The sequence below is a fragment of the Acinetobacter sp. genome, assembly GCF_036666595.1.
Lineage (GTDB): Bacteria > Pseudomonadota > Gammaproteobacteria > Pseudomonadales > Moraxellaceae > Acinetobacter.
Genome location: NZ_JAVWVO010000012.1, coordinates 1 through 19,877 on the forward strand (window position 1 = coordinate 1; position 19,877 = coordinate 19,877).

The 19,877-nt window shown below is 40.4% G+C and carries 17 protein-coding genes and 1 riboswitch; of the genes, 9 read left to right on the forward strand and 8 right to left on the reverse strand.

Going from position 1 to position 19,877, the window contains the following annotated elements; all coding sequences use genetic code 11:
* Positions 1 to 94: 94 nt before the first annotated feature.
* From RR876_RS13860 to RR876_RS13880, 5 genes are all read right to left on the reverse strand, one after another.
* On the reverse strand, positions 95 to 655 hold the full coding sequence (locus RR876_RS13860; protein WP_332478334.1) for a transglycosylase SLT domain-containing protein: 561 nt from the start codon (positions 653 to 655) through the stop codon (positions 95 to 97).
* A gap of 712 nt (positions 656 to 1,367) precedes the next feature.
* A complete protein-coding gene (locus RR876_RS13865) occupies positions 1,368 to 2,567 on the reverse strand; it encodes an acyl-CoA dehydrogenase family protein (RefSeq protein WP_126036610.1) in 1,200 nt (399 codons plus the stop codon).
* An 18-nt stretch (positions 2,568 to 2,585) separates the two neighbouring features.
* Positions 2,586 to 3,872, reverse strand: a complete 1,287-nt coding sequence (locus tag RR876_RS13870; protein ID WP_332478339.1) for an acyl-CoA dehydrogenase family protein — start codon at positions 3,870 to 3,872, stop codon at positions 2,586 to 2,588.
* A 231-nt stretch (positions 3,873 to 4,103) separates the two neighbouring features.
* Positions 4,104 to 5,477, reverse strand: a complete 1,374-nt coding sequence (locus tag RR876_RS13875; protein WP_332478333.1) for an AarF/ABC1/UbiB kinase family protein — start codon at positions 5,475 to 5,477, stop codon at positions 4,104 to 4,106.
* Between the two features lie 157 nt (positions 5,478 to 5,634).
* Positions 5,635 to 5,940, reverse strand: a complete 306-nt coding sequence (locus tag RR876_RS13880) for a hypothetical protein (protein WP_201706538.1) — start codon at positions 5,938 to 5,940, stop codon at positions 5,635 to 5,637.
* A gap of 225 nt (positions 5,941 to 6,165) precedes the next feature.
* Here RR876_RS13880 and RR876_RS13885 point away from each other — a divergent pair, with 225 nt between their 5' ends.
* The 9 genes from RR876_RS13885 (at position 6,166) to RR876_RS13925 (ending at position 15,590) form a co-directional block, all read left to right on the forward strand.
* The gene (locus tag RR876_RS13885; RefSeq protein ID WP_332637094.1) at positions 6,166 to 6,555 is read left to right on the forward strand and encodes a lysozyme inhibitor LprI family protein; all 390 of its coding nucleotides are present in this window, start codon (positions 6,166 to 6,168) and stop codon (positions 6,553 to 6,555) included.
* Between the two features lie 105 nt (positions 6,556 to 6,660).
* Positions 6,661 to 7,671 (forward strand): 50S ribosomal protein L3 N(5)-glutamine methyltransferase, encoded by a 1,011-nt coding sequence (gene prmB / locus RR876_RS13890; protein ID WP_332478338.1) that lies wholly within the window; start codon positions 6,661 to 6,663, stop codon positions 7,669 to 7,671.
* A gap of 15 nt (positions 7,672 to 7,686) precedes the next feature.
* Positions 7,687 to 8,778 carry a chorismate synthase gene (gene aroC / locus RR876_RS13895; protein ID WP_332478331.1) on the forward strand — a complete coding sequence of 364 codons (1,092 nt, stop codon included), beginning with the start codon at positions 7,687 to 7,689 and terminating at the stop codon, positions 8,776 to 8,778.
* Between the two features lie 68 nt (positions 8,779 to 8,846).
* Positions 8,847 to 9,356: a GNAT family N-acetyltransferase gene (locus tag RR876_RS13900; protein WP_332478337.1), complete on the forward strand. Its 510-nt coding sequence runs from the start codon at positions 8,847 to 8,849 to the stop codon at positions 9,354 to 9,356.
* A 98-nt stretch (positions 9,357 to 9,454) separates the two neighbouring features.
* A complete protein-coding gene (locus tag RR876_RS13905; protein ID WP_332478330.1) occupies positions 9,455 to 10,273 on the forward strand; it encodes a hypothetical protein in 819 nt (272 codons plus the stop codon).
* Between the two features lie 222 nt (positions 10,274 to 10,495).
* A riboswitch (glycine riboswitch) is annotated at positions 10,496 to 10,582 on the forward strand.
* Positions 10,583 to 10,714: 132 nt separating this feature from the next.
* Positions 10,715 to 11,959 (forward strand): D-amino acid dehydrogenase, encoded by a 1,245-nt coding sequence (locus RR876_RS13910; protein ID WP_332478329.1) that lies wholly within the window; start codon positions 10,715 to 10,717, stop codon positions 11,957 to 11,959.
* A 181-nt stretch (positions 11,960 to 12,140) separates the two neighbouring features.
* Positions 12,141 to 12,362: a hypothetical protein gene (locus tag RR876_RS13915; protein WP_332478328.1), complete on the forward strand. Its 222-nt coding sequence runs from the start codon at positions 12,141 to 12,143 to the stop codon at positions 12,360 to 12,362.
* A 254-nt stretch (positions 12,363 to 12,616) separates the two neighbouring features.
* Positions 12,617 to 14,047 carry a diguanylate cyclase gene (locus RR876_RS13920; RefSeq protein ID WP_332478327.1) on the forward strand — a complete coding sequence of 477 codons (1,431 nt, stop codon included), beginning with the start codon at positions 12,617 to 12,619 and terminating at the stop codon, positions 14,045 to 14,047.
* 52 nt (positions 14,048 to 14,099) lie between these two features.
* Positions 14,100 to 15,590 (forward strand): amidase family protein, encoded by a 1,491-nt coding sequence (locus RR876_RS13925; RefSeq protein WP_332478326.1) that lies wholly within the window; start codon positions 14,100 to 14,102, stop codon positions 15,588 to 15,590.
* Between the two features lie 52 nt (positions 15,591 to 15,642).
* Here the strand turns inward: RR876_RS13925 and RR876_RS13930 are convergent, their stop codons facing one another.
* From RR876_RS13930 to RR876_RS13940, 3 genes are all read right to left on the reverse strand, one after another.
* On the reverse strand, positions 15,643 to 16,797 hold the full coding sequence (locus RR876_RS13930; RefSeq protein ID WP_332478325.1) for an MFS transporter: 1,155 nt from the start codon (positions 16,795 to 16,797) through the stop codon (positions 15,643 to 15,645).
* A gap of 141 nt (positions 16,798 to 16,938) precedes the next feature.
* On the reverse strand, positions 16,939 to 17,700 hold the full coding sequence (locus RR876_RS13935) for a 3-oxoacyl-ACP reductase (RefSeq protein WP_332478324.1): 762 nt from the start codon (positions 17,698 to 17,700) through the stop codon (positions 16,939 to 16,941).
* 172 nt (positions 17,701 to 17,872) lie between these two features.
* Positions 17,873 to 19,813, reverse strand: a complete 1,941-nt coding sequence (locus tag RR876_RS13940; RefSeq protein ID WP_332478323.1) for an alpha/beta hydrolase — start codon at positions 19,811 to 19,813, stop codon at positions 17,873 to 17,875.
* Positions 19,814 to 19,877: the final 64 nt, after the last annotated feature.

Sequence of the window (19,877 nt, forward strand, 5' to 3'; positions counted from 1 at the left end):
TAAACAGATGAAAAGAGCAGAAAATAAGCTATCTATAAGAGCCTAAATTAAAAAAGCCAGCATTTGCTGGCTTTTATATCTTATGTAAAAGAGGTTATAGAGCGCCTTTTAAGTTTTCTTGATGTGCTTTAACCTGTTTGGCATATTTCTTACCTTGACGCTTCATCTTCCAGCTCGAATGGTAGCCTGTTGGACCGACATTATAATAAGCCAACGCTTTGGGCCAACTTTCTGCTTTCTGGTTATAGTTAGCTAGAATATAGGTGCCACAATTAATATTATTAATTTCTTCGAATAAATCGCCAGGGCAGGTTTGTTGCCAATAGCGCGGTATAACTTGAGTAAGTCCAATAGCACCAGCAGGGGAAACAGCATAATTTCTATAGCTAGATTCTTGTCTTATGACCGCTGCAACTAGCAATGGATCGACATTATAACGATCGGCACTTTGTACAATCATGGGTGCAATACGTAATGCTGTAGTTGGTTCAACAGCAAATGCCTTTTGAATGCCATTGGCTAATTTTGCTGAACGCTTTTCAACGGAACCGCCACCAAGTGATGCACAACCAGTGAATACTAAAGTTGTTGTTAAAATTAAAACAGATTTAGCTTTAATATGAGATGTTGGCAGGTATCGTTGATAATTCAGCAAACTGTAAATCCATTGGTATAATGTCTGAGAAGATCATATTGAGCTGTGCAATTACAGTCAAGTTGAGACAGAAGGTACTATTTTATGGTTTTGTTAAATCCGTACTTTATTTAATCGAAATAGTGGCGATTAGTCAAAAATCTATATTTTTATGCGGTGAGTAGAGTCACTTGCAAAGACCGTTTTGTCATATAAACCCATAGTATTTAACTTTTCCATAAGTGATTGCATGGATAAGTCAAAGAAATTACTCTTGCTTATAGTAAATAGCCTAAGTAGAGTCTAAGCATCTAAATTTGTAAGACTGGCTATTCTCCAAATATAAACGTGGAAATTAGGAGTATACAAACGCTAATGTAAAGACATGACTGATGACTTATAAAAAAATTTCAAATTTCAAAAAGAGTGATTTACACATAACAGAAAACAGCATCGACTATTTGTTTTATGAAGATAATTATCAACACTATTAGAAAATAGAATAGAGACACGTGGAAAATTAAAAGGGTTTATCTAATATTAAGCTTACTCAATAAAATTAGGTTCTGTAATTGTGGTACGCTTTTGAAGTGCAGGAAATAATTTAAGCCGTTGTTAGATAGTATTAATTTGAGTTTGACGATTTCTTATTTTATAGCACTTTCAATGTGAAGCCATAATCTTCTATTTATAAAAACTACGGCATCAACATATCTAAATAAGATGTTTTATATTATTTCAATTCGCTTGATGACTTCCCTAGTTCACGGCGTGCAATAATAAGTTGCTGAATTTGTTGCGTACCTTCAAAAATATCTAGAATTTTAGAATCTCTGGCCCATTTTTCTAAAAGCTCATCTTCGTTGTAGCCGACTGTTGACGCAAGTTCGACGCACTTAAGGGTAATTTCATTACAAATTCGACCAGCTTTGGCTTTGGAGATAGAGGCTTCTTTTGAGTTCGGTTTTTTGTTATCTGCCATCCATGCAGCTTTTAAGGTCAGTAAACGTGCCGCTTCCCATTCGGCTTCCATACGATAAATTTGGCTCGCAATATGAGTCGTCTGTAAGTATGGTGTTATATACTGAGGATCTAAGTAATCGCTGAATATCTCTTTAATACGTTCTAGTGAGGCCTTAGCACAGCCTATAGCCATCGCTGCAACGAGTGGACGGGTATTATCAAAAGTTTCCATCACGCCAGCAAAGCCTTTAGCAATGTCAATTTCTGCATTTCCCAATAGGTTGTTGGCTGGTACTTGGCAGTCGATTAAACGAATAACTGCGGTATCAGAGGCTTTAATTCCTAGTTTATGCTCTAACCGTTCTACTGTCATGCCAGCAGTTCCTTTAGGAATCACAAAAGATTTGATCGCTGAACGACCTAATTTTTTATCCAGAGTTGCCCAAACAACGATAGCATCAGCACGTTCACCTGAAGTCACGAAAATTTTTTCACCATTTAAGATGTAATTATCACCATCTTTTGTTGCAGTGGTGCGAATAGCGGCAGAGTCCGAGCCGCAGTTTGGTTCAGTGATTGCCATAGCTGCCCATGTATTTTTGAATCGCTCTAACTGCTCTTGATTGGCAACAGCTGCAATTGCTGAATTTCCTAGACCTTGGCGGGGCATTGATAGGAGTAAAGCTGTGTCTCCATAACACATCTCAATTACACTTAAAGCGGTAGAGAGATTCACTCCATTTTTATTGCCTTGTTCATTGGTACCTCGCTTGCCGACAGCAGCACCCGCGTTCATACCTTCACCGCCTTCATTCATACCATCAACTAAGGAGGCCAGCATATCCAGTTCTTTAGGATAGCTGTGTTCTGCTTTATCGTATTTTCTAGAGATAGGACGAAGTACGTTGATAGCCACTTGGTGGGCTTGATCAATCAGTAATTTAAATTTCTTAGGGTTTTGTAAATTCATGCTAGTTTTCCTTTTTTATCATGCATGTAGGCCAGAGTGAACAATTGCTGTTGCACGTAAATCACGATACCAACGCTCAACAGGGTGTTCTTTGGTGAATCCGTGCCCACCTAAAATCTGTACGCCATCGGTACCAATTTTCATGGACTTTTCGGCACAAAGCAAACGCGCTAAATAAGCTTCACGGTGAAATGTCTGCCCAGATTCAGCGAGACTTGCAGCATTTAGGATGAGCATACGCATGGCATCAATTTCGATGGCCATATCTGCAATCATAAAAGCAACACTTTGACGGTGAGAAATTGGTTCACCAAAGGCGGTACGTTCATTGGCATATTCAATACAATATTTTTTGACCGCTTCACATGTGCCGACCGCCATTGCACACCACATTAAATTGCCGAGGTCTAAAAATGCCGTGTAGTTGAAATCTTCATCACCTAAGCGTAAAGCAGGGGTCTGATTAAAAATTAAAGTTGCTGTTTCGGTTGCTTTGAGCCCCATAGCGGGTGATTTTTTAAACTGGATACTTTCATCTCGTCTGAGAATAAAAACTTCAGCTTGGCCATTCAGTTCGGCACTGACTAGGAAAATATCTGTACTTTCAGCCAATAGTACCAGTGTCTTTTCGCCTTGGATAAAATACTGACCATCACGTGAAAGGGCTTTGGTTTTTAACTGGTAAGGATTAAAAGCAGGCGTAGCTTCTTGAATTGCAAAGCTAGCGCGAATGCTACTGTCTTGCGCAAAACTGTTTAAATATAAAGCTTGTACTTGCTCAGAACCCCATTGTGTAATGGCATTAATCACACTAAAGGTAGAGAGCATACCAGCGGCTAAACTAAAATCACCTTTGGCCAGATGCTCCGCAATAAGCACATTACTCAGAATATTTTTCTCAGCAGCGACACCACCAAGCGCCTCAGGCAAAGCATAAAAGTTGAGACCTAGGTCTTCGATATATTGCCAAAGTTCTGTTGGAAAAGTTTCATTTTGATCGGCACTTGCGGCTAATGGGTAAAGTATATCGGCGGCAAACTGTGACATGGTGTCAATGGTCATTTTCTGATCTTCAGAATAGTTCAGATCAAATAATGATTTTTCTTGATTGTTGAGTCGCTGTTTATGCAGATCCTTATTGGCTTTAAAGGCTTTTTGTGTTTTTGATAGGGTTTTATAGCCCGCTTTTGAGCCTTGATAAAGCGATTTCTCGATAAATTTTCTAAGTTTTAATTGGTCAAGTACGTCGCTACTTGCCATTTTTGTGATCAGTGATAAGCCAAATCCCTGCGCCTTATTTACCATATTTGTCATTATTTTCATCCAGCAGAATTATTCTGTGGTTTTATGCTGACATAGCGGCACACGAATAACTATGTCATGACTGACATGATGTATTGTCAAAGATAAACGGTAGGTGGTGTATTTTAAATTATTCTAATATTTTGTTTTTTAAGTTTTTTATTGAATCGTTTGGAATTGAAATGATTGATCAATTGACCAAAATGACATCGCGTCATTATGGTCAATGTACTTTTAGATAAAGTTTTTGACCATTGCGCGAACATTGGTTTTCGCTTCAATCACAGTCATAAAGGTATAAGCACCGATGAATTTACGGCTGATAAACATAAACTCTTTGGGTGGAACACTGAAATAACGAGATGCCATTGACTTTGAAGCTTGCTGCATTACACGGCTATGAAGCTGGCTTGCTTTCCAGTCATAAGCAAAGTGTTCATCCATAACACCAGCAGGTAAGTCTGGGTTGTTGCTTGGGCTGCTGAATGCTTCAGTTGCAAGTAAGAAGACTTTAGCCATATCCGGTTTAATGCTTTGAGGGATAGAGTCGAAAAACTCATATCCTGTCATTGCTTGAACCATTTCTTCACTACTATGATTAAACCCAGCATGAATGAGCCTGCGTGCAACACCGAGTAAGTGTTCATCAAACTGTCGGATTGCGCCAAAATCAAGCAGAACAATTTTGTCCAAGATGTCATTGCCATTGCCTAAGCGAACGAGGTAATTACCAAAGTTCGGGTCGGTCTGCATTTCACCCCATTCAAAAATCTCGCGTACCGCAATTTCAAGTGATGCTTCACCAAGTTTGTTGCGACGCTCTTGCGGCAGAGACAGCATGACTGGGCTGTTAATCGGCACACCACGTTCAAATGTCATACACAATACTTGGTCTGTGCAGTAGCCATCTATAATTTGCGGAACGATGTAGCGTGGGTCTTCTTTTAAGCGAGCAGCAAAGCGGCGTGTGGTTGCAGCCTCAATTTTATAATTCACTTCACGGTGCATCATCTCACGAACTTCATCGAACCATTGGTCGAACTCGCGTGTTTGCGGCACCATTCGTGTCAGTTTAAGCATGTTTTTAAACAGGCTCATGTCTGAGTCAATGGCTTCAGCAACGCCTGGATATTGAATTTTCAATACCATCTCTAAACCATCAGACTTGCGCGTTGCACGGTGGACTTGTGCTAGTGATGCAGTGCCCAGTGGCTCATGATCGATGGTCAAATCATCCAGCTTAGAACCCAACTGGCTGTGTAGTTGCTGTTTAATCGCAGGCCACGCTAAAGCGACTGTTTGATTATTTAAAGTATTTAAGGCTTGCGTGATCTCTTCAGGTAGAAAGTGTTCACCATAAAGCGCCATCATTTGGCCAATTTTGACGATAGAACCTTTAAGTTTGCCTATTTCAGAAACAAGATAATCGGCCTGTTCTTTCATTGCTTTTTTGCGTTTCTTTTCTTTTTCTTCTTCGCTAGAAAACATAGTTGTCGCATTAGAAGCAGCCCAACGTGTTCCAGCAAGCAACGAAGCTTTGGCAATCGATAAACGACGATCCATAGAGGAGGTTTTCAGTTGTTTAAGCTTATCGTTGTGATCTGACATAATTCAGTAAAATCCTTTCATCAGCAAGGGCAGCATTTTAGATTGTAACGGATAATATCGTGTATTCACGTATTAAAAAAGTTCAACTTGCTGAATCTCGAGTTAAAAAAGGCCATAAGTGTTAAGCAACCATCTAAATACAGCCTAATCGGGATTGTTACATGCGAAATTTTACTTTAAGCGTATTTTTCTGAATCAATTCATCTTTATGCGTTTGTATGTGTTGGAGTATCATTTCTTGTACCGGTTGGTGCATAAACCCATGTGCATAACCTTTAACAATGATGATGCTCGGTAGACTAAAAAAGAAGTATCGAGCATCTTCAATGGTTGCACATTCATAGATCCCTTGCTGCTGTAACAGTTTCTGAAAGAAAGCTTTTTCAGTGTCGACATGATTGTTTTCAGTGTCATTCCAATAGCGTTCACGCATCGCCATTAAGTTGTTGTGTTTATAACTCATAAGTTTGGGGAATATTGGCAGAAGAACTCACCTTATAATAAGGCTGTTTGATCAGGTTTCAATGCCAAGCCTGTGACTTCATGTAAAAAGCTGTGAGGTGGAAATTTTATAGGGGGCTAGTATGTTCATACAAAATAGGATGTTATATTAAAGCGCTGCAGCACGTAGATGCTGTGAATGATTAGATTAAAAATGAATGAAGAAAATTTACTTTGGGGAAAGGAATTGAAACAAATATTCAGTGCGTTGCTTGTTGTGGGATTATTCAGTGGTTCAGCCTATGCAATGGGCCCAACTAAAAAATATGAAGCATGCATGAAGCAAACTGGCAATGTGTTGAGTGAAATTGATGCGTGCATGAGTAAAGAATATAAAGTACAAAAAAAACGCTTAAAGAAAGTATTTAAGCCGTATTTAGCGAAGGCTCCTGCAGAAGAGCAAGGATTGGTTAAACAGTCTCATCAGCAATGGCTGGCGCAGCGTGATCAGATTTGTAATAACAAACCTATTGTGAAAAATGAAAAGACTGAATTACAGCGTATTTCGTGTCTGGTGCAAATGACGCAAACCCGTGCAGATATGTACGAAGCACGTACAGGCCGTATAAGCAAATAAGTGCAAAGCGTATGAAAATGTGTTTGCTGTGCATCAAAACATTATAAATCATAGAAAAACAGGGTATCATAAGGCGTTTTTATTATGACCTTGGAGACGCCTTTAGTGGATCGCCCGACTATTAGCCCTGAACACATACAGGAAGCCGCTGAAAACTTAAGCACAATTCGTGATTTTATCCGTTTTGGAGTGACAGCATTACGTCAATACGATGCACATTTAGGTCAAGGTACAGAAGACTATTTTGCTGAAAGCTCAGCATTGGTTTTGCAAACAATGTCTTTAGAATGGCAAGCAGACCCAGAAATTTTTGATGCAAAACTTTTACCAAGCGAAAAAACTGAGTTTTTAGCATTACTTGAACGACGTATCAATGAACGTATGCCAACATCATATTTGTTGAATTTGGCCTATTTTGACGGTAAACCATATTATGTCGATGAACGTGTGCTGATTCCACGCTCACCGATTGCAGAATTGATTCAAAACCGTTTTGCACCTTATTGCTTAGGTGAAAATGGCCAAATGGGTGAGGCAGTCAATAACTTGCCAGAAAACCCAAATCCGAAAACGCCACAACGTATTTTAGATATGTGCACGGGTTCAGGTTGTATCGCGATTGATTTGGCTTATGCGTATCCAGATGCCGAAGTAGATGCAACGGATATTTCTAAAGAAGCCTTAGAAGTGGCTCAAATTAACTCAGAACACCACGACAAACAGTATCAAGTGGCTTTACTTGAGTCTGACTTGTTTTCCAAAATTCCTGCTGAAAATCAATATGATCTTATCGTGTCGAATCCACCTTATGTAGATGCTGAAGACATGGCAGATTTACCTGAAGAATTCCACCATGAGCCAGAATTGGCACTGGCGGCAGGTCAAGATGGCTTAGATTTGGTTCGTAAAATGTTAGCTCAAGCGCCAGATTACTTAACTGAAGATGGTCTCATCGTGATTGAAGTGGGTAATTCTGAATGGGCAATGCGCCAAAACTTTAATACTGTTGATTTTTACTGGTTACAGTTCCAAAAAGGCGGTACAGGAATCTTTGCATTGACCGCTGCTCAATGCCGTCAATTCCGTGATTTATTCATTCAATCTGTTCAAGCATAAAAGGAGTCGTTAGACATGGCAGGTAATAGTATAGGGCAACTCTTCCGTGTAACGACTTGTGGTGAATCTCATGGTGTAGGCTTAATGGCGATTGTGGATGGTGTTCCACCGGGCCTTGAGCTTACAGCAGACGATTTACAAAAAGATTTAGACCGTCGTAAGCCGGGTACCTCTAAATTTGCGACGCAGCGCAAAGAACCTGATGAAGTTGAAATCATTTCAGGTGTGTTTGAAGGTAAAACAACTGGTACACCAATTGGTTTATTGATCCGTAACACCGATCAAAAATCCAAAGATTACGGCAATATTGCACAAAGCTTCCGTCCGGGACATGCAGATTATACTTATACACAAAAGTACGGTTTCCGTGATTACCGTGGTGGTGGTCGTTCAAGTGCGCGTGAAACAGCTATGCGTGTGGCTGCGGGTGCAATTGCGAAAAAATACTTGGCTGAAAAGTTTGGTATTTTAATTCGTGGTCATGTGACCCAAATTGGGACTGAAATGGCGGAAAAATTGGATTGGAATGAAGTACCCAATAATCCATTTTTCTGTGGCGATGTCGATGCCGTACCGCGTTTTGAAGCACTCGTGACTTCATTACGTGAACAAGGTACCAGTTGCGGCGCAAAGCTTGAAATTTTGGCTGAAAAAGTGCCTGTAGGTTGGGGCGAGCCTGTTTTTGACCGTCTAGATGCTGACATTGCCCATGCCATGGTGTCTATTAACGCGGTCAAAGGGGTTGAGATTGGTGATGGTTTTGCCGTTGCTGGTCAGTTTGGACATGAGAGCCGTGATGAGTTAACCACTGATGGCTTTCTTGCGAACCATGCAGGGGGCATTTTAGGTGGTATTTCGAGTGGTCAAACCATTCGTGTTGCAATTGCACTTAAACCAACAGCATCTATTACCACACCGGGTAAAACGATTAATATTAATCGTGAAGATACTGACGTATTAACCAAAGGTCGTCATGACCCTTGTGTGGGTGTGCGTGCGGCTCCGATTGCAGAAGCAATGCTTGCGATTGTTTTAATGGATCACTTTATGCGTCATCGTGCTCAAAATGCAGACGTTGTTGTACCATTTGCACCGATTGAATACTAGAAAATTCTCTTTATATTTAAAAGAGTACACATTAAAGTCAGACTTCGGTCTGACTTTTTTATTTGAATATGAAAGACAATATAATTCGCTTGGTAGAATTTAATGATATTCAAAACATTGTAGATGTCATCAATATTGCCTATCGTACCAACCAAGGTTGGACCCATGAATTTAATGTTGTTGCTGGAGATCGTATATCTCCAAAGCAGTTAAAAATCGAACTACAAAAAGAAAATTTTAAGCTCTTTGTTTTAGAAGTAGAAGGTCAAATTTTGGGATGCATCGGCTTAACTGAAGATGCTGACTCTATTGAAATTGGGAGTTTTGCGATTTTACCTACGCATCAGAATGCAGGTTATGGAAAGCAATTACTCAATTTTGCAGAATTTTTTGCTAAACAAAAGCAGCATATTGTTAGGCTGAACATGTCTGTTTTAAATATAAGAAAAGAGTTGGTGGCATATTATGAGCGCCATGGTTATCACGATACTCATCAAACGGCATCTTATCCATTAGATGCCAATGTAGGACAACCTTTGATTAATCTTCATTTGCTCTTACTGAGTAAACAAATTTAGAGTTCGAGTCTTTCTCGTTTCTGAAAGAAATCATCAATAACACAGAATAATTGGGTATGAGCCATTTATAGCACAAGGAACATAAGGGCTAGAGTCGTATGAATAAAAAAATAAGCACAGTCAGACGAGGCACCATCATATTTTTATCATTACTCACAGTTTTGGTTATTTCATTGTTGATATACGGCTATGACAGTATGCATAACCCTGAAAAAGTCAAAGCACGCTTATATGCTTGTGGAAAATTTGGTGATCAGCATATGCTTATTGATAAGCAGTATTTACTTTTTGGCAGAGTGACTTATCAAGGTGTGAATTATTGGGGGAAAAATATCGAAGAAGAACACGAGGCCAAAGGTTGTGATGATCAAATTCAAAGTATTGCTTTGAAAGTGAAATGGCCTGAAATGACAACGTCGAGTGAAGGCTTTAGACTAGGTTCTGAGTATAAAAATGATATCAAAATAGCATTAAACCAACGCTCAGTTTGGAAAGAGGAACAGGGAAATAAAGACTTTTTTAATGAGTATTGGCTTTTAAAACAATACTTAAGGAAAGGAATGTCTTCTGGTGGGGAAGAGGTGAGTGAAATATGGATAGATGAAACAAAAACATTTAATTCAGATTTGGGACTCTATGAAATAGAGGTAAAAAGTGATGGCGGTGTTGGAAAAAAGGTGTATTGGCAGGAGCGTAAAGGTAAAGGGGTAAGCCTAACCATTAAGTGTCTTTATTTTAAGGATGGTGCAACAAGTTGTGAATCTAATACACATCAGCCCAATTATGGGTTTAATACGAGTTATATAAAGATCGATTTTCATAGTGAATTACTGCCTCATTGGCAAGAAATTTATCATGATGCAGAACAACTCATTCATTCTTTTAATACAGGAGAGAAACAGAATGAAACATCTTAATATGTATATCACTATTAAAGATGTTTAGATGACCTTAGGATAGCGCTAATGTCCGACAGCACGTGTCCTCTTTTGAAGCAAAATATAGTCATGTTAGCCAGTATAGTGCAACGTTTGCCCTAAGTTTAGGTTGTGCCCTATAAAAATAAACGAAAGATAATACTTTAAGAGCAGTTTCCAATCGGGTGATTACATGGTATATAAATTGCTCATAGAATAATAATCATTATTGCAGGAGAGAAATGTTCTGCATTCGCCGAAGGAGCAACGACCCCGGAAACTCTCAGGCAAAAGGACTGTAATAATGAAAAAACTCTGGAGAGAAGTGTTCAATCACTCACCGAAGGGGATGGTTTAAAACGTCATGGGATGTTTTAGGTCGAAGCTCTCAGGTACACATGACAGATGGGGTTGACATCAAACAATAAAAAGGAGGTGTCTATGTGTCATGTCGTTGTCATTGGTGCTGGAATAACAGGCGTCACAACTGCATATGAATTAAGCTTACTTGGCTATCAAGTGACAGTTGTGGATCGGCATTTATTTCCAGCCATGGAAACTTCTTTTGCAAATGGTGGACAACTGTCTGCATGCAATGCGGAAGTTTGGAACCAAAAATCGACAGTGCTGAAAGGCATGAAATGGATGTCTCAAAAATCTGCCCCTTTATTGCTTAATCCTGCGTTTAGTGTGCATAAATATGCATGGCTGATGGAATTTCTGGGCAATATTAAACATTATGAGGCCAATACCCACGAAACAGTACGTTTGGCTTTATTGGCTCGTCAACGCTTGTTCGAAATTGCGGATAAAGAGTCAATCGACTTCAATTTAGAAAAACGTGGTATTTTGCATTTTTATCATAATAAACAAGATTATGACGTTGCCATTCGAGTCAATGATTTACTCAATAAAGGTGGACTTGAACGCTGTGGGGTAAGCAATGAAGAAATTAAGCAAATTGAGCCGACATTGACCGGCGACTATTATGCTGGATTTTATTGTGAAGGCGATGCGACCGGTGATATTCATAAGTACACCACAGGTTTGGCTGAAGTCACCAAAAAGTTAGGTGTGAAGTATCGTTTTGGTATGGATGTGACAGATATTCAGCATTTAACTTCAGGTGTTGAAGTGAAGTTACAACCCAGTTCAGAAAATGTAGAACTTGCGCCAGATGAATTTGAAATGCTCTCTGCCGATGCTGTTGTGGTTTGTGCCGGGGTAGGTAGCTATCAATTGGCTGAATTGGTCCAAGAACGCGTCAATGTGTATCCTGTAAAGGGATATTCGATTACGGTGATGTTGAATGATGAAGAGAGTCAGCAAAATGCGCCGTGGGTGAGCTTGCTGGATGAAAGCGCGAAGATTGTAACTTCACGCTTAGGCAAAGATCGTTTCCGTGTTGCGGGCACTGCTGAGTTTAATGGCTATAACCGTGATATCCGTGCAGATCGGATTCAACCTCTTGTAGATTGGACCAACCGCAACTTTAAAGTTTCGACAGAGCATGCGGTCCCTTGGGCAGGTCTTCGCCCGATGATGCCGAATATGATGCCTGTAGTTCGCCGTGGAAAGTTAGAACGTGTGTTCTTTAATACGGGACATGGGCACTTAGGTTGGACGCTATCTGCGGCAACTGCGGCAATGATTAGTCAGGAAGTCGCGACAGCGTATCCTGTTTAATTCGAGTGTATTCTTAGATAGATAAAAACAAGCTTGCTTCGAGCTTGTTTTATCATTTTTGTGCAATGATGCTATAATTCTGCCTTAATTTCAAAAGATTGCTCACAAACGAATACTTTAAACTTGGGCAAAAATAAGTAGTATTGTTTCAAGCAATTGATGACTAATGTGAAGGTGAATAATGATTAACATGAAAATGGCTTTGGTGGTTTTAGCTTCTGCAACCATGCTGTTGCTTGCTGCGTGTAGTGACAAAAAACAAGAGACTGAACAAACGCCAGTGGAAAGTTCAGCAACTGAAACACCAGTGACCAATATTGAAGTTAGTCCAGAGATGATTGATGCTGCACCTTTAGAGTCTGAAGAAGCAGGTGCATCAGCGGCAGCTTCTGAAGCAAAATAAGTCCAAAGATCAAAAAGCCTCCCGATGTGGAGGCTTTTTTTATGGGTGAGAGTGATATCAGCATTTAATCGTAAATATCTAGATTCAGGATATAAATCAAAAAATCATATTGAAACCACAACGAACAATCGATAGAGTTTATTTAGTAAATATTGTCAATCTGTGATGGTTTTCATCAACGCATCGTTTGCAAGCAAATAGACAGTAGAAAACATGATGTTTAATCATAACTCATGTAAAAATGAGGGAATATTTTGTACGCAGTTAAGCTCACAGAAGTATCGTTGAATTTTAAACAGCATGGCCGAGCATGTTTGATTGTTGCTGCGGTGATTTTTGTCTGCTGCTTGCTTGGGATATTCACTCGGCCGATTGCATATTTCGCTTATTTTTGGCCAGCTAATGCTGTACTGATCGGCTTATTTTTACGGTTTAAGCCACTCAGAAATGTCGGTGGTTGGTTGGGCGCTTTTATTGGTTATATGTCGGCAGACTTAGTCACAGGAAATCATCTTGAGCTGACTTTGGCTTTAACGATCGCCAATTTTATGACGGTAGGCGTTTCGTTATTTTTTATCCATTATTTACAAATTGACTATCGTGCATATAACAAAGGCTTAAATTTTCTTTATCTTTTCTTGGTTTGTGTTTTTCTTGGGTGTTTTTCCAGCGCGATATTTGCCGTTGCGGTCGTTCCGTATATGCCACACACCTTTGTGAGCACGCAAGACCTGTGGGCTGAGTTTTATATTTGGTGGACGGGGGAAGTGCTCAATTGTATTTCACTTTTACCCCTCATGTTGACCTTTCCAGCAGCGAAGAAATTAAAGTATCTTTGGAATAACCGTAGACAGTGTGAAACCCAGTTTGTCGATGTTTTACCCTTACTCTCAGTTTTAATCTCTGTGGCATGTACTCATCTTTTCTTTGGTCCAGGTGCCTTACTTTTCCCTTTAGCTGGGCTGATTTGGGCGGCTTTGAGTTATAACTTATTTTATGTGAGTATTATTAACAGCTTAGTTTGTTTTGTGACTTACCATAGTTTAACGACCTATTATATTTCACGTACGGCAGATAACTTCTTGGCCAGTTCTATTTCCGTGCGTATAGGGCTGTGTATGCTGATGATTGCACCTTTGCTTTTATGTATTGTGAGTCGAAATCGTCATGATTTGTATAAAGAAGTGCTCTATCTGGCCAACCATGATCCCTTAACTCATGTGGGAAATCGCCGTTTTTTCTTCACTCAAACTGAAAACTTATTGAAGGAAAATCTGGTTAAATCGATGAGTATCATTGTGCTAGATATTGATCATTTCAAGAAAATGAACGATCAATATGGTCATTATATTGGTGATGTATTGCTACAAAGCTTTGCCACGACGGTGAAAAGTAATTTGCGTGAACAGGATTTATTTGCGCGTATGGGCGGTGAGGAATTTGTGGTGGTGTTAAATAATATCTCCGAGATTGAATCACAAATCATTGCGGAACGTATCTGCCGTGCTGTTGCTACTTCAAAAACGCAAGTGGCGCATGCGGTTTTGAGTATGACAGTGAGTCTTGGTGTGGTGCATCAAGTTCTACCAACGCAAAATAGCCTACAGAGCTTGTTAAATCGTGCTGATCGGGCGCTATATCAAGCCAAAACTTTAGGACGCAATCAAGTACAACTTGCCTCATAGGTTAAAATTTAGTAAAAGTATAAAACAATAAAAACTATATACTTGGATAAAAATGAATTTTTCTGAATACCTTCGTTATGATGGGCTGGGTTTGGCTGAGTTGGTTGCACAAAAACAAATCCATCCCGCTGAATTATTACAAATTGCAATTGAGCGTAGCCAACAAACCAATCCTGCTTTAAATGCGATTATTATTCCTATGCATGATTATGCCAAGAACAGAGCACAAAATGCATTGTCTGGTCCATTTACAGGGGTGCCATTTTTAGTAAAAGATTTATTTCAAGAATATGCAGGTTATCCAACCTCTTATGGCTGCCAAGCATTTAAACGCACGGGCCATATTGCAGAACATAATGCAGAAATTGTAAACCGTTGGGAAAACACAGGCATTTTAACCTTTGGCCGTACCAATACTCCTGAGTTTGGCATCAAAGGCATTACGGAATCAGATGCCTGGGGAGCCTGTCATAATCCTTGGAATTTAAAACATAATAGTGGTGGCTCATCGGGTGGTTCCGCTTCTGCAGTGGCCGCAGGGATTGTTCCTATTGCGGGTGCGGGCGACGGCGGTGGGTCGATTCGAATTCCTGCATCGTATTGCGGTTTATTTGGTTTAAAACCGAGTCGTGGACGTACGCCGTGGGGCCCAGATATGAGTGAGGCAATGCACGGCGCCGCGATACAGCATGTATTGAGTAAAAGTGTAAGAGACAGTGCCGCGATGTTAGATGCAACGCAGGGTGCAGAGCATAGCTCGTTGTTTAAAATTGAACAGCCCAACCAAAGTTATTTGGCTTGTCTACAGCAGCCTGTAAAAAAACTTAAAATTGCATTTAGTACTCAATCGCCTATCGGAACCCCAGTGTCTAAAGATGCAATTGATGCGGTGCAGCATACTGCACGTTTGTTGGAGTCTTTAGGGCATACAGTGGTCGAAGCACAACCTGAGATAGATGGTATGTCTTTGGCCAGAGACTTCATCACGACGTGGTTTAGTCAGTTTTCTTATATGCTAGAGCAGATCAAGCAACACGTTCCGACCACAGCAGGAGACTTTGAGCTGGATTCTTTAGCTTTGGCTGCCTTTGGTGCGAAAACGACTGCGTTAGAATATATTCATAACCTGAATAATTGGGGAGTGTATGTCACCAAAATGAACCAATTTTTTGATCATTATGATCTTTATCTGACTCCCGCTACAGCTTCAGTCGCACCTAAAAATGGGCAAATTTCTACCCCATCATGGCAAAAACCAATTTTAAAAAGCTTACTAAAAGTCGGCAAAGCACACCTGCTGGCACAAGGAAAATTGGTCGATAAAATTGTGAAAGATAATTTACGTTGGGTGCCTTTTACTCAGTTAGCCAACATCACAGGTTTACCCGCGATGTCTGTACCTTTGTATTGGAATGCCGACAATCTTCCGCTTGGTTCACAGTTCATTGCGCCTTTTGCCCGTGAAGATCTGTTATTACAGCTGGCTAGTCAACTTGAACAAGCCCAGCCATGGTTTCATAAATATAGTGAAATCAAAGTTTAGAAAGTAGAGTAAAACTGCTGCAATTTATGCAGGCAGATTATAAGGGAGCTTTTTAAGCTTGAACTTCTTTGGGTAAGTACCGAACAAAACCCAAGCCCAGTAGCACAGCACAGCCTGCCAGAATAAAAATATGTTCGCCTGACAGGCTGTGCCAATAATGTCCTGCAAGAATACTTCCAGACGCTACACCCAGTCCCCACATGGTGCTATATAAGGCTTGACCACGTCCTTGTTGCCCTAAGCTAAAGTTTTGGAAAATGATACGCATCGCGATGAGATGAAATAAACCAAAGCTAAAGGCATGGATGGTTTGTGCGAAGAACTGGATCGCAAAGATTTGTGGAAAAGAACCCACCATAAACCAGCGTAGCGCCGTGAGGATCAGACAAATAGACACCATGAGTCGCCATGAAAAACGTTTGAAAAAAACGTGAGCAATGGCAAACATAATAATTTCGGCCGTGACACCGACAGCCCACAAAAAACCAATTTCTGTGGTTGAGTAACCAGCTTGTTTTAAGAAGTTGCTATAAAAACTATAAAAGGGCGCATGCGAAAAAAGCAGAATAAACTCGATACCGAAAAATGCAGCGACAACGGGTTTTTTTAAAATAGGTAATAATGGCTCGAGCTGCCCTTGTGAATGGGGTGCAGTGGTCGGTTCTTTGATGCTAAATGACCAAATAAAGGCCAAAAATGAAATACACAGCAATAAAACTGGCAGCATAGAAATGGGTAAAATTTCCAATAACGCTCCAATACCAAAAACCCCGACAATAAAGCCGATTGATCCCCACTTTCGAACTTTTCCATACAAAGCACTGCGCTGTTCCGCGAGCCAAAATAGAGTTACGCCTTCAAACTGAGCCAGAATGGCATTTTGGAAAAAGCTAAAGATCAGCATGAGCAGGGCGATCGCCTGAAAGGAGTTTGGAATGATAAAAATCATGAACCAAATACAGGCTTCCATCCACGTTGCGACTCTGACCAAAAGCATCCGCTTTCCTGATTTATCTGCAATCCAGCCCCAAATAAAAGGAGCAAAAAAGCGGGTAATGATCGCAATTGAGGACAGGATACCGATTTCACTGTAATTAAAGCCTTGATCTTCGAGATACAGGCTCCAAAACGGCATGAACGTGCCCACAATGGAATAATAGAAAAAGTAAAAGCCAGCCAGTCGGTGCCGAATGGGGAAAGAAAGCATCGTACTGTATTCCTTGCTAGGGTGAGCAGATTCTGAAGAAGACTTGAACCTAAAACAAAACTTCAAGTCGATGAAGCTTTGAGAAGTTTAAAAATGGATTGTTTAAATCATACTTACTTAAAGTGTAAGGATTAAAGCGAATTAGCCTTTGACTAAACCACCATCGACAATCAAGTTTTGACCTGTCACAGCACAAGAATATGGCGATAAGAACATTAAAATGGCTGAAGCAAATTCCTCAGGTGTAACTACACGACGCAGTGGTGTTGCACTCGCGATGTAATCAAAAACTTCATTGGGCGTACTTTTGCTGGCATCAGTGGTTTGCAATAAACCGCCAGAGAGCATATTGATATTAATGCCATATTGGCCAAGTTCATGTGCTGAGGTACGCGTAAATGCCAATAGTGCAGCCTTCGCCGTGGTATAGTCATGATAAGGTACCACTGGGTTCTGCACCAGATTGGTTCCGATGTTTACAATGCGCCCAAACTGGTTTTGTTTCATACCTTTAAGCGCCGCTTGGGTAGTATTCAAAGCGGCTTTAACTGCACCCTCAAATTGTTGTTGCATAGTTTCCCAGCATAGCTCATGAACTTTTGGGCGGGCCTCACCATTAAACTCAAACTGAATCAGCGCATTATTAATCACGGCGTTGATATGCTGTCCAAAATGCTGAAAGCTTGCGTCAAACATACTTTTAACTTGTGCACTGTCTGTAACATCAGCTTGGTAGATAAAGATCTGCTCGGGATATTGCTGAACTAAGGTTTGCGCTGCAACTTGGCTGTTCAAATAGTTCACGACTACACGAGCACCCTCATTGATTAAGCCGTGTGTAATCGCAAGACCTAAACCGCGTGCGCCACCTGTGACCAGTACAACTTGATTTTTAATGTGCATGATGTTTCCGAGCAGATAAATGCATGTATTTTTTAGATAAAGCAAGTATATCAAAACCTTTCCATGCGCTAGGTCTTAAAACTGCTGCTTTTCAAGTTTTCGATGCTCATTTAGCTGGGTTAGAGTATTTGGATAAAAATCTCCAAGTAGTAAACATTTTTAGTACTGTTGATCATTGAGCCTGAGTTTGCTCAAGGTGTAGCCTCAAAATACGGCGCAACTCTAATAATGTTTCTGCTTCCTCATGCACCGAATGGTTGCCTTTAATGATTTTTTCAGAGACTGCCTGTTCTAGATGTGAACTTGAATAGGGCACAATACCATCGCTCATGTCATGTGTGTCATTGGTCTGATGGTGATTGCCAATAATAGAATGATAAGGAACTGTGGATACCGGCATAATGTTACTGGTCAAAGCCATAAAGCGTGACTTTGGACTTAAGTCATCAGGGCCAGATTGCACCATGCCTTTGGTACTTGAGCTACCATTGAGCTGTATATCCACTTGGTTAAAGAAAGTGATCGGCAACTTCACCATTTTCTTCACCAACTCCATGTACCAGCGGTCAGACAGTTCACTGCCACGGTGAGGCGAGGCAATAAAAATTGCACGTCCAATGGGTAAATCGGAATGAAATTGAAAACGTTCTTTGATTACGGGGTATTGTTGTAATCGAGTGTATTGCTCATAGTTTAACAGTGGAATCACTTGCTCAGAAATATCGTGCTCACTTATCAGTAAGCGGCTAATGACACCGCCCATACTATGTCCAATCAGCACGGCGTCACTGGCCGAGCGAGAGTTGGGTTGAACTTGTGCAAAGGCTTGTTTGAGTAGTGCATGAATCTGATAGCGGCTTTCAACAATCGGCATATTGGTTGAATAGAATACCTGCCATACCTGAAAGTTTTCCCGTAAAACTTTATCACCCAAAATGTTATTGGTCAGATTGACCCAAGTTTCAGGGCTGCTGGCGAGACCATGAATAAGTACAATCACTTTTTTATTCGGCTGGTAAGGTTCAAGCATATAGACATGTGGCATACGCAATCGCTCAGTTTTATCGAGCAGGGTTAAGTAGCCTGTAGAGCCCAGTTTATTTTCTGCCAGCCAGTAGGCAAAAGGCACAGAATAATTCGCCGTGAGGATATATTTTTGTTGATGAATCTCTACATACTTTTGCGTATAAGGATTAAATAGCTCAATCTCAAAAATGGCTTTGCCATTAAGCACATCTTCAATGCTGCTTTCAGGGTTTAATGGCTGTGCCGCTGCGGTTACGGACAAATAGCGTGCAGGATGGATATTGGGATTGGTTTGATTTTGATAACGCGATATCGGGTCAAGGATAAAGTCATTTTTATGAATAGGATCCGCTTCAGTCACAACTACAAACTCTGCGCCCAGACCATCTTGACGGTTGACTTGATAAAAACCTGAAAAATTTAAGTTATAACTGGATTGAACTCGGTCAATGGTTTTACTTTTCAGTTCAGGATAGTGTTCTAAATTTACAATATATTGACGTTGTTGGACGTTGAGTTGTGCGGGAACTTGATGAAAAGGCTGCGTACGGTACGCCGTGGTAATTAAACGCGACAAAGCAACATTGTAAAAAGTGCGGACATGCATTTGTCTTTGATCAAAAACACGGGTACTTGGGCTTTCTTGCATTTTAAATAAATACACATAGCTATAACGTAAACTCTGGTCGAAGACCTCAAGGCTCTGTTCTAAGCAGTGATTATTTTCATTATGTGGCTGTGCTTGGGTACAGTTGCGTTGTTTTGAAAACTCTAAAGCTTGGGCCAAATACAGTTCACTTAAAGCGGCATAGCGCTCATCTGCTGCAATATCTGTTTGTGTGTTTAAGCGCTTTAAACATGTTTCAAATTCAGCGGTGCATTGCTGTGGCGTCAGGCTGAGTAATTTGAGTAAGCTTGTGGTTTCCGCACTCAATTGGTCATGGGTTAAGATATTTTCAGACTTGCTACGAATAGCTTGATGGATATTATTTTCTTTGACTTTGACCAACTGGCAGGCAGGCAGTAAAACAATCGTTAGCCCTAAAATGATTGGTCGCGTGAAAGCATGATGTCTCATTAAAAGCATAGTTTTTAGCACGGACGTTATCTATATAGGCTCAAGATGTCTTTCATTTTAAGATAATTTTTAC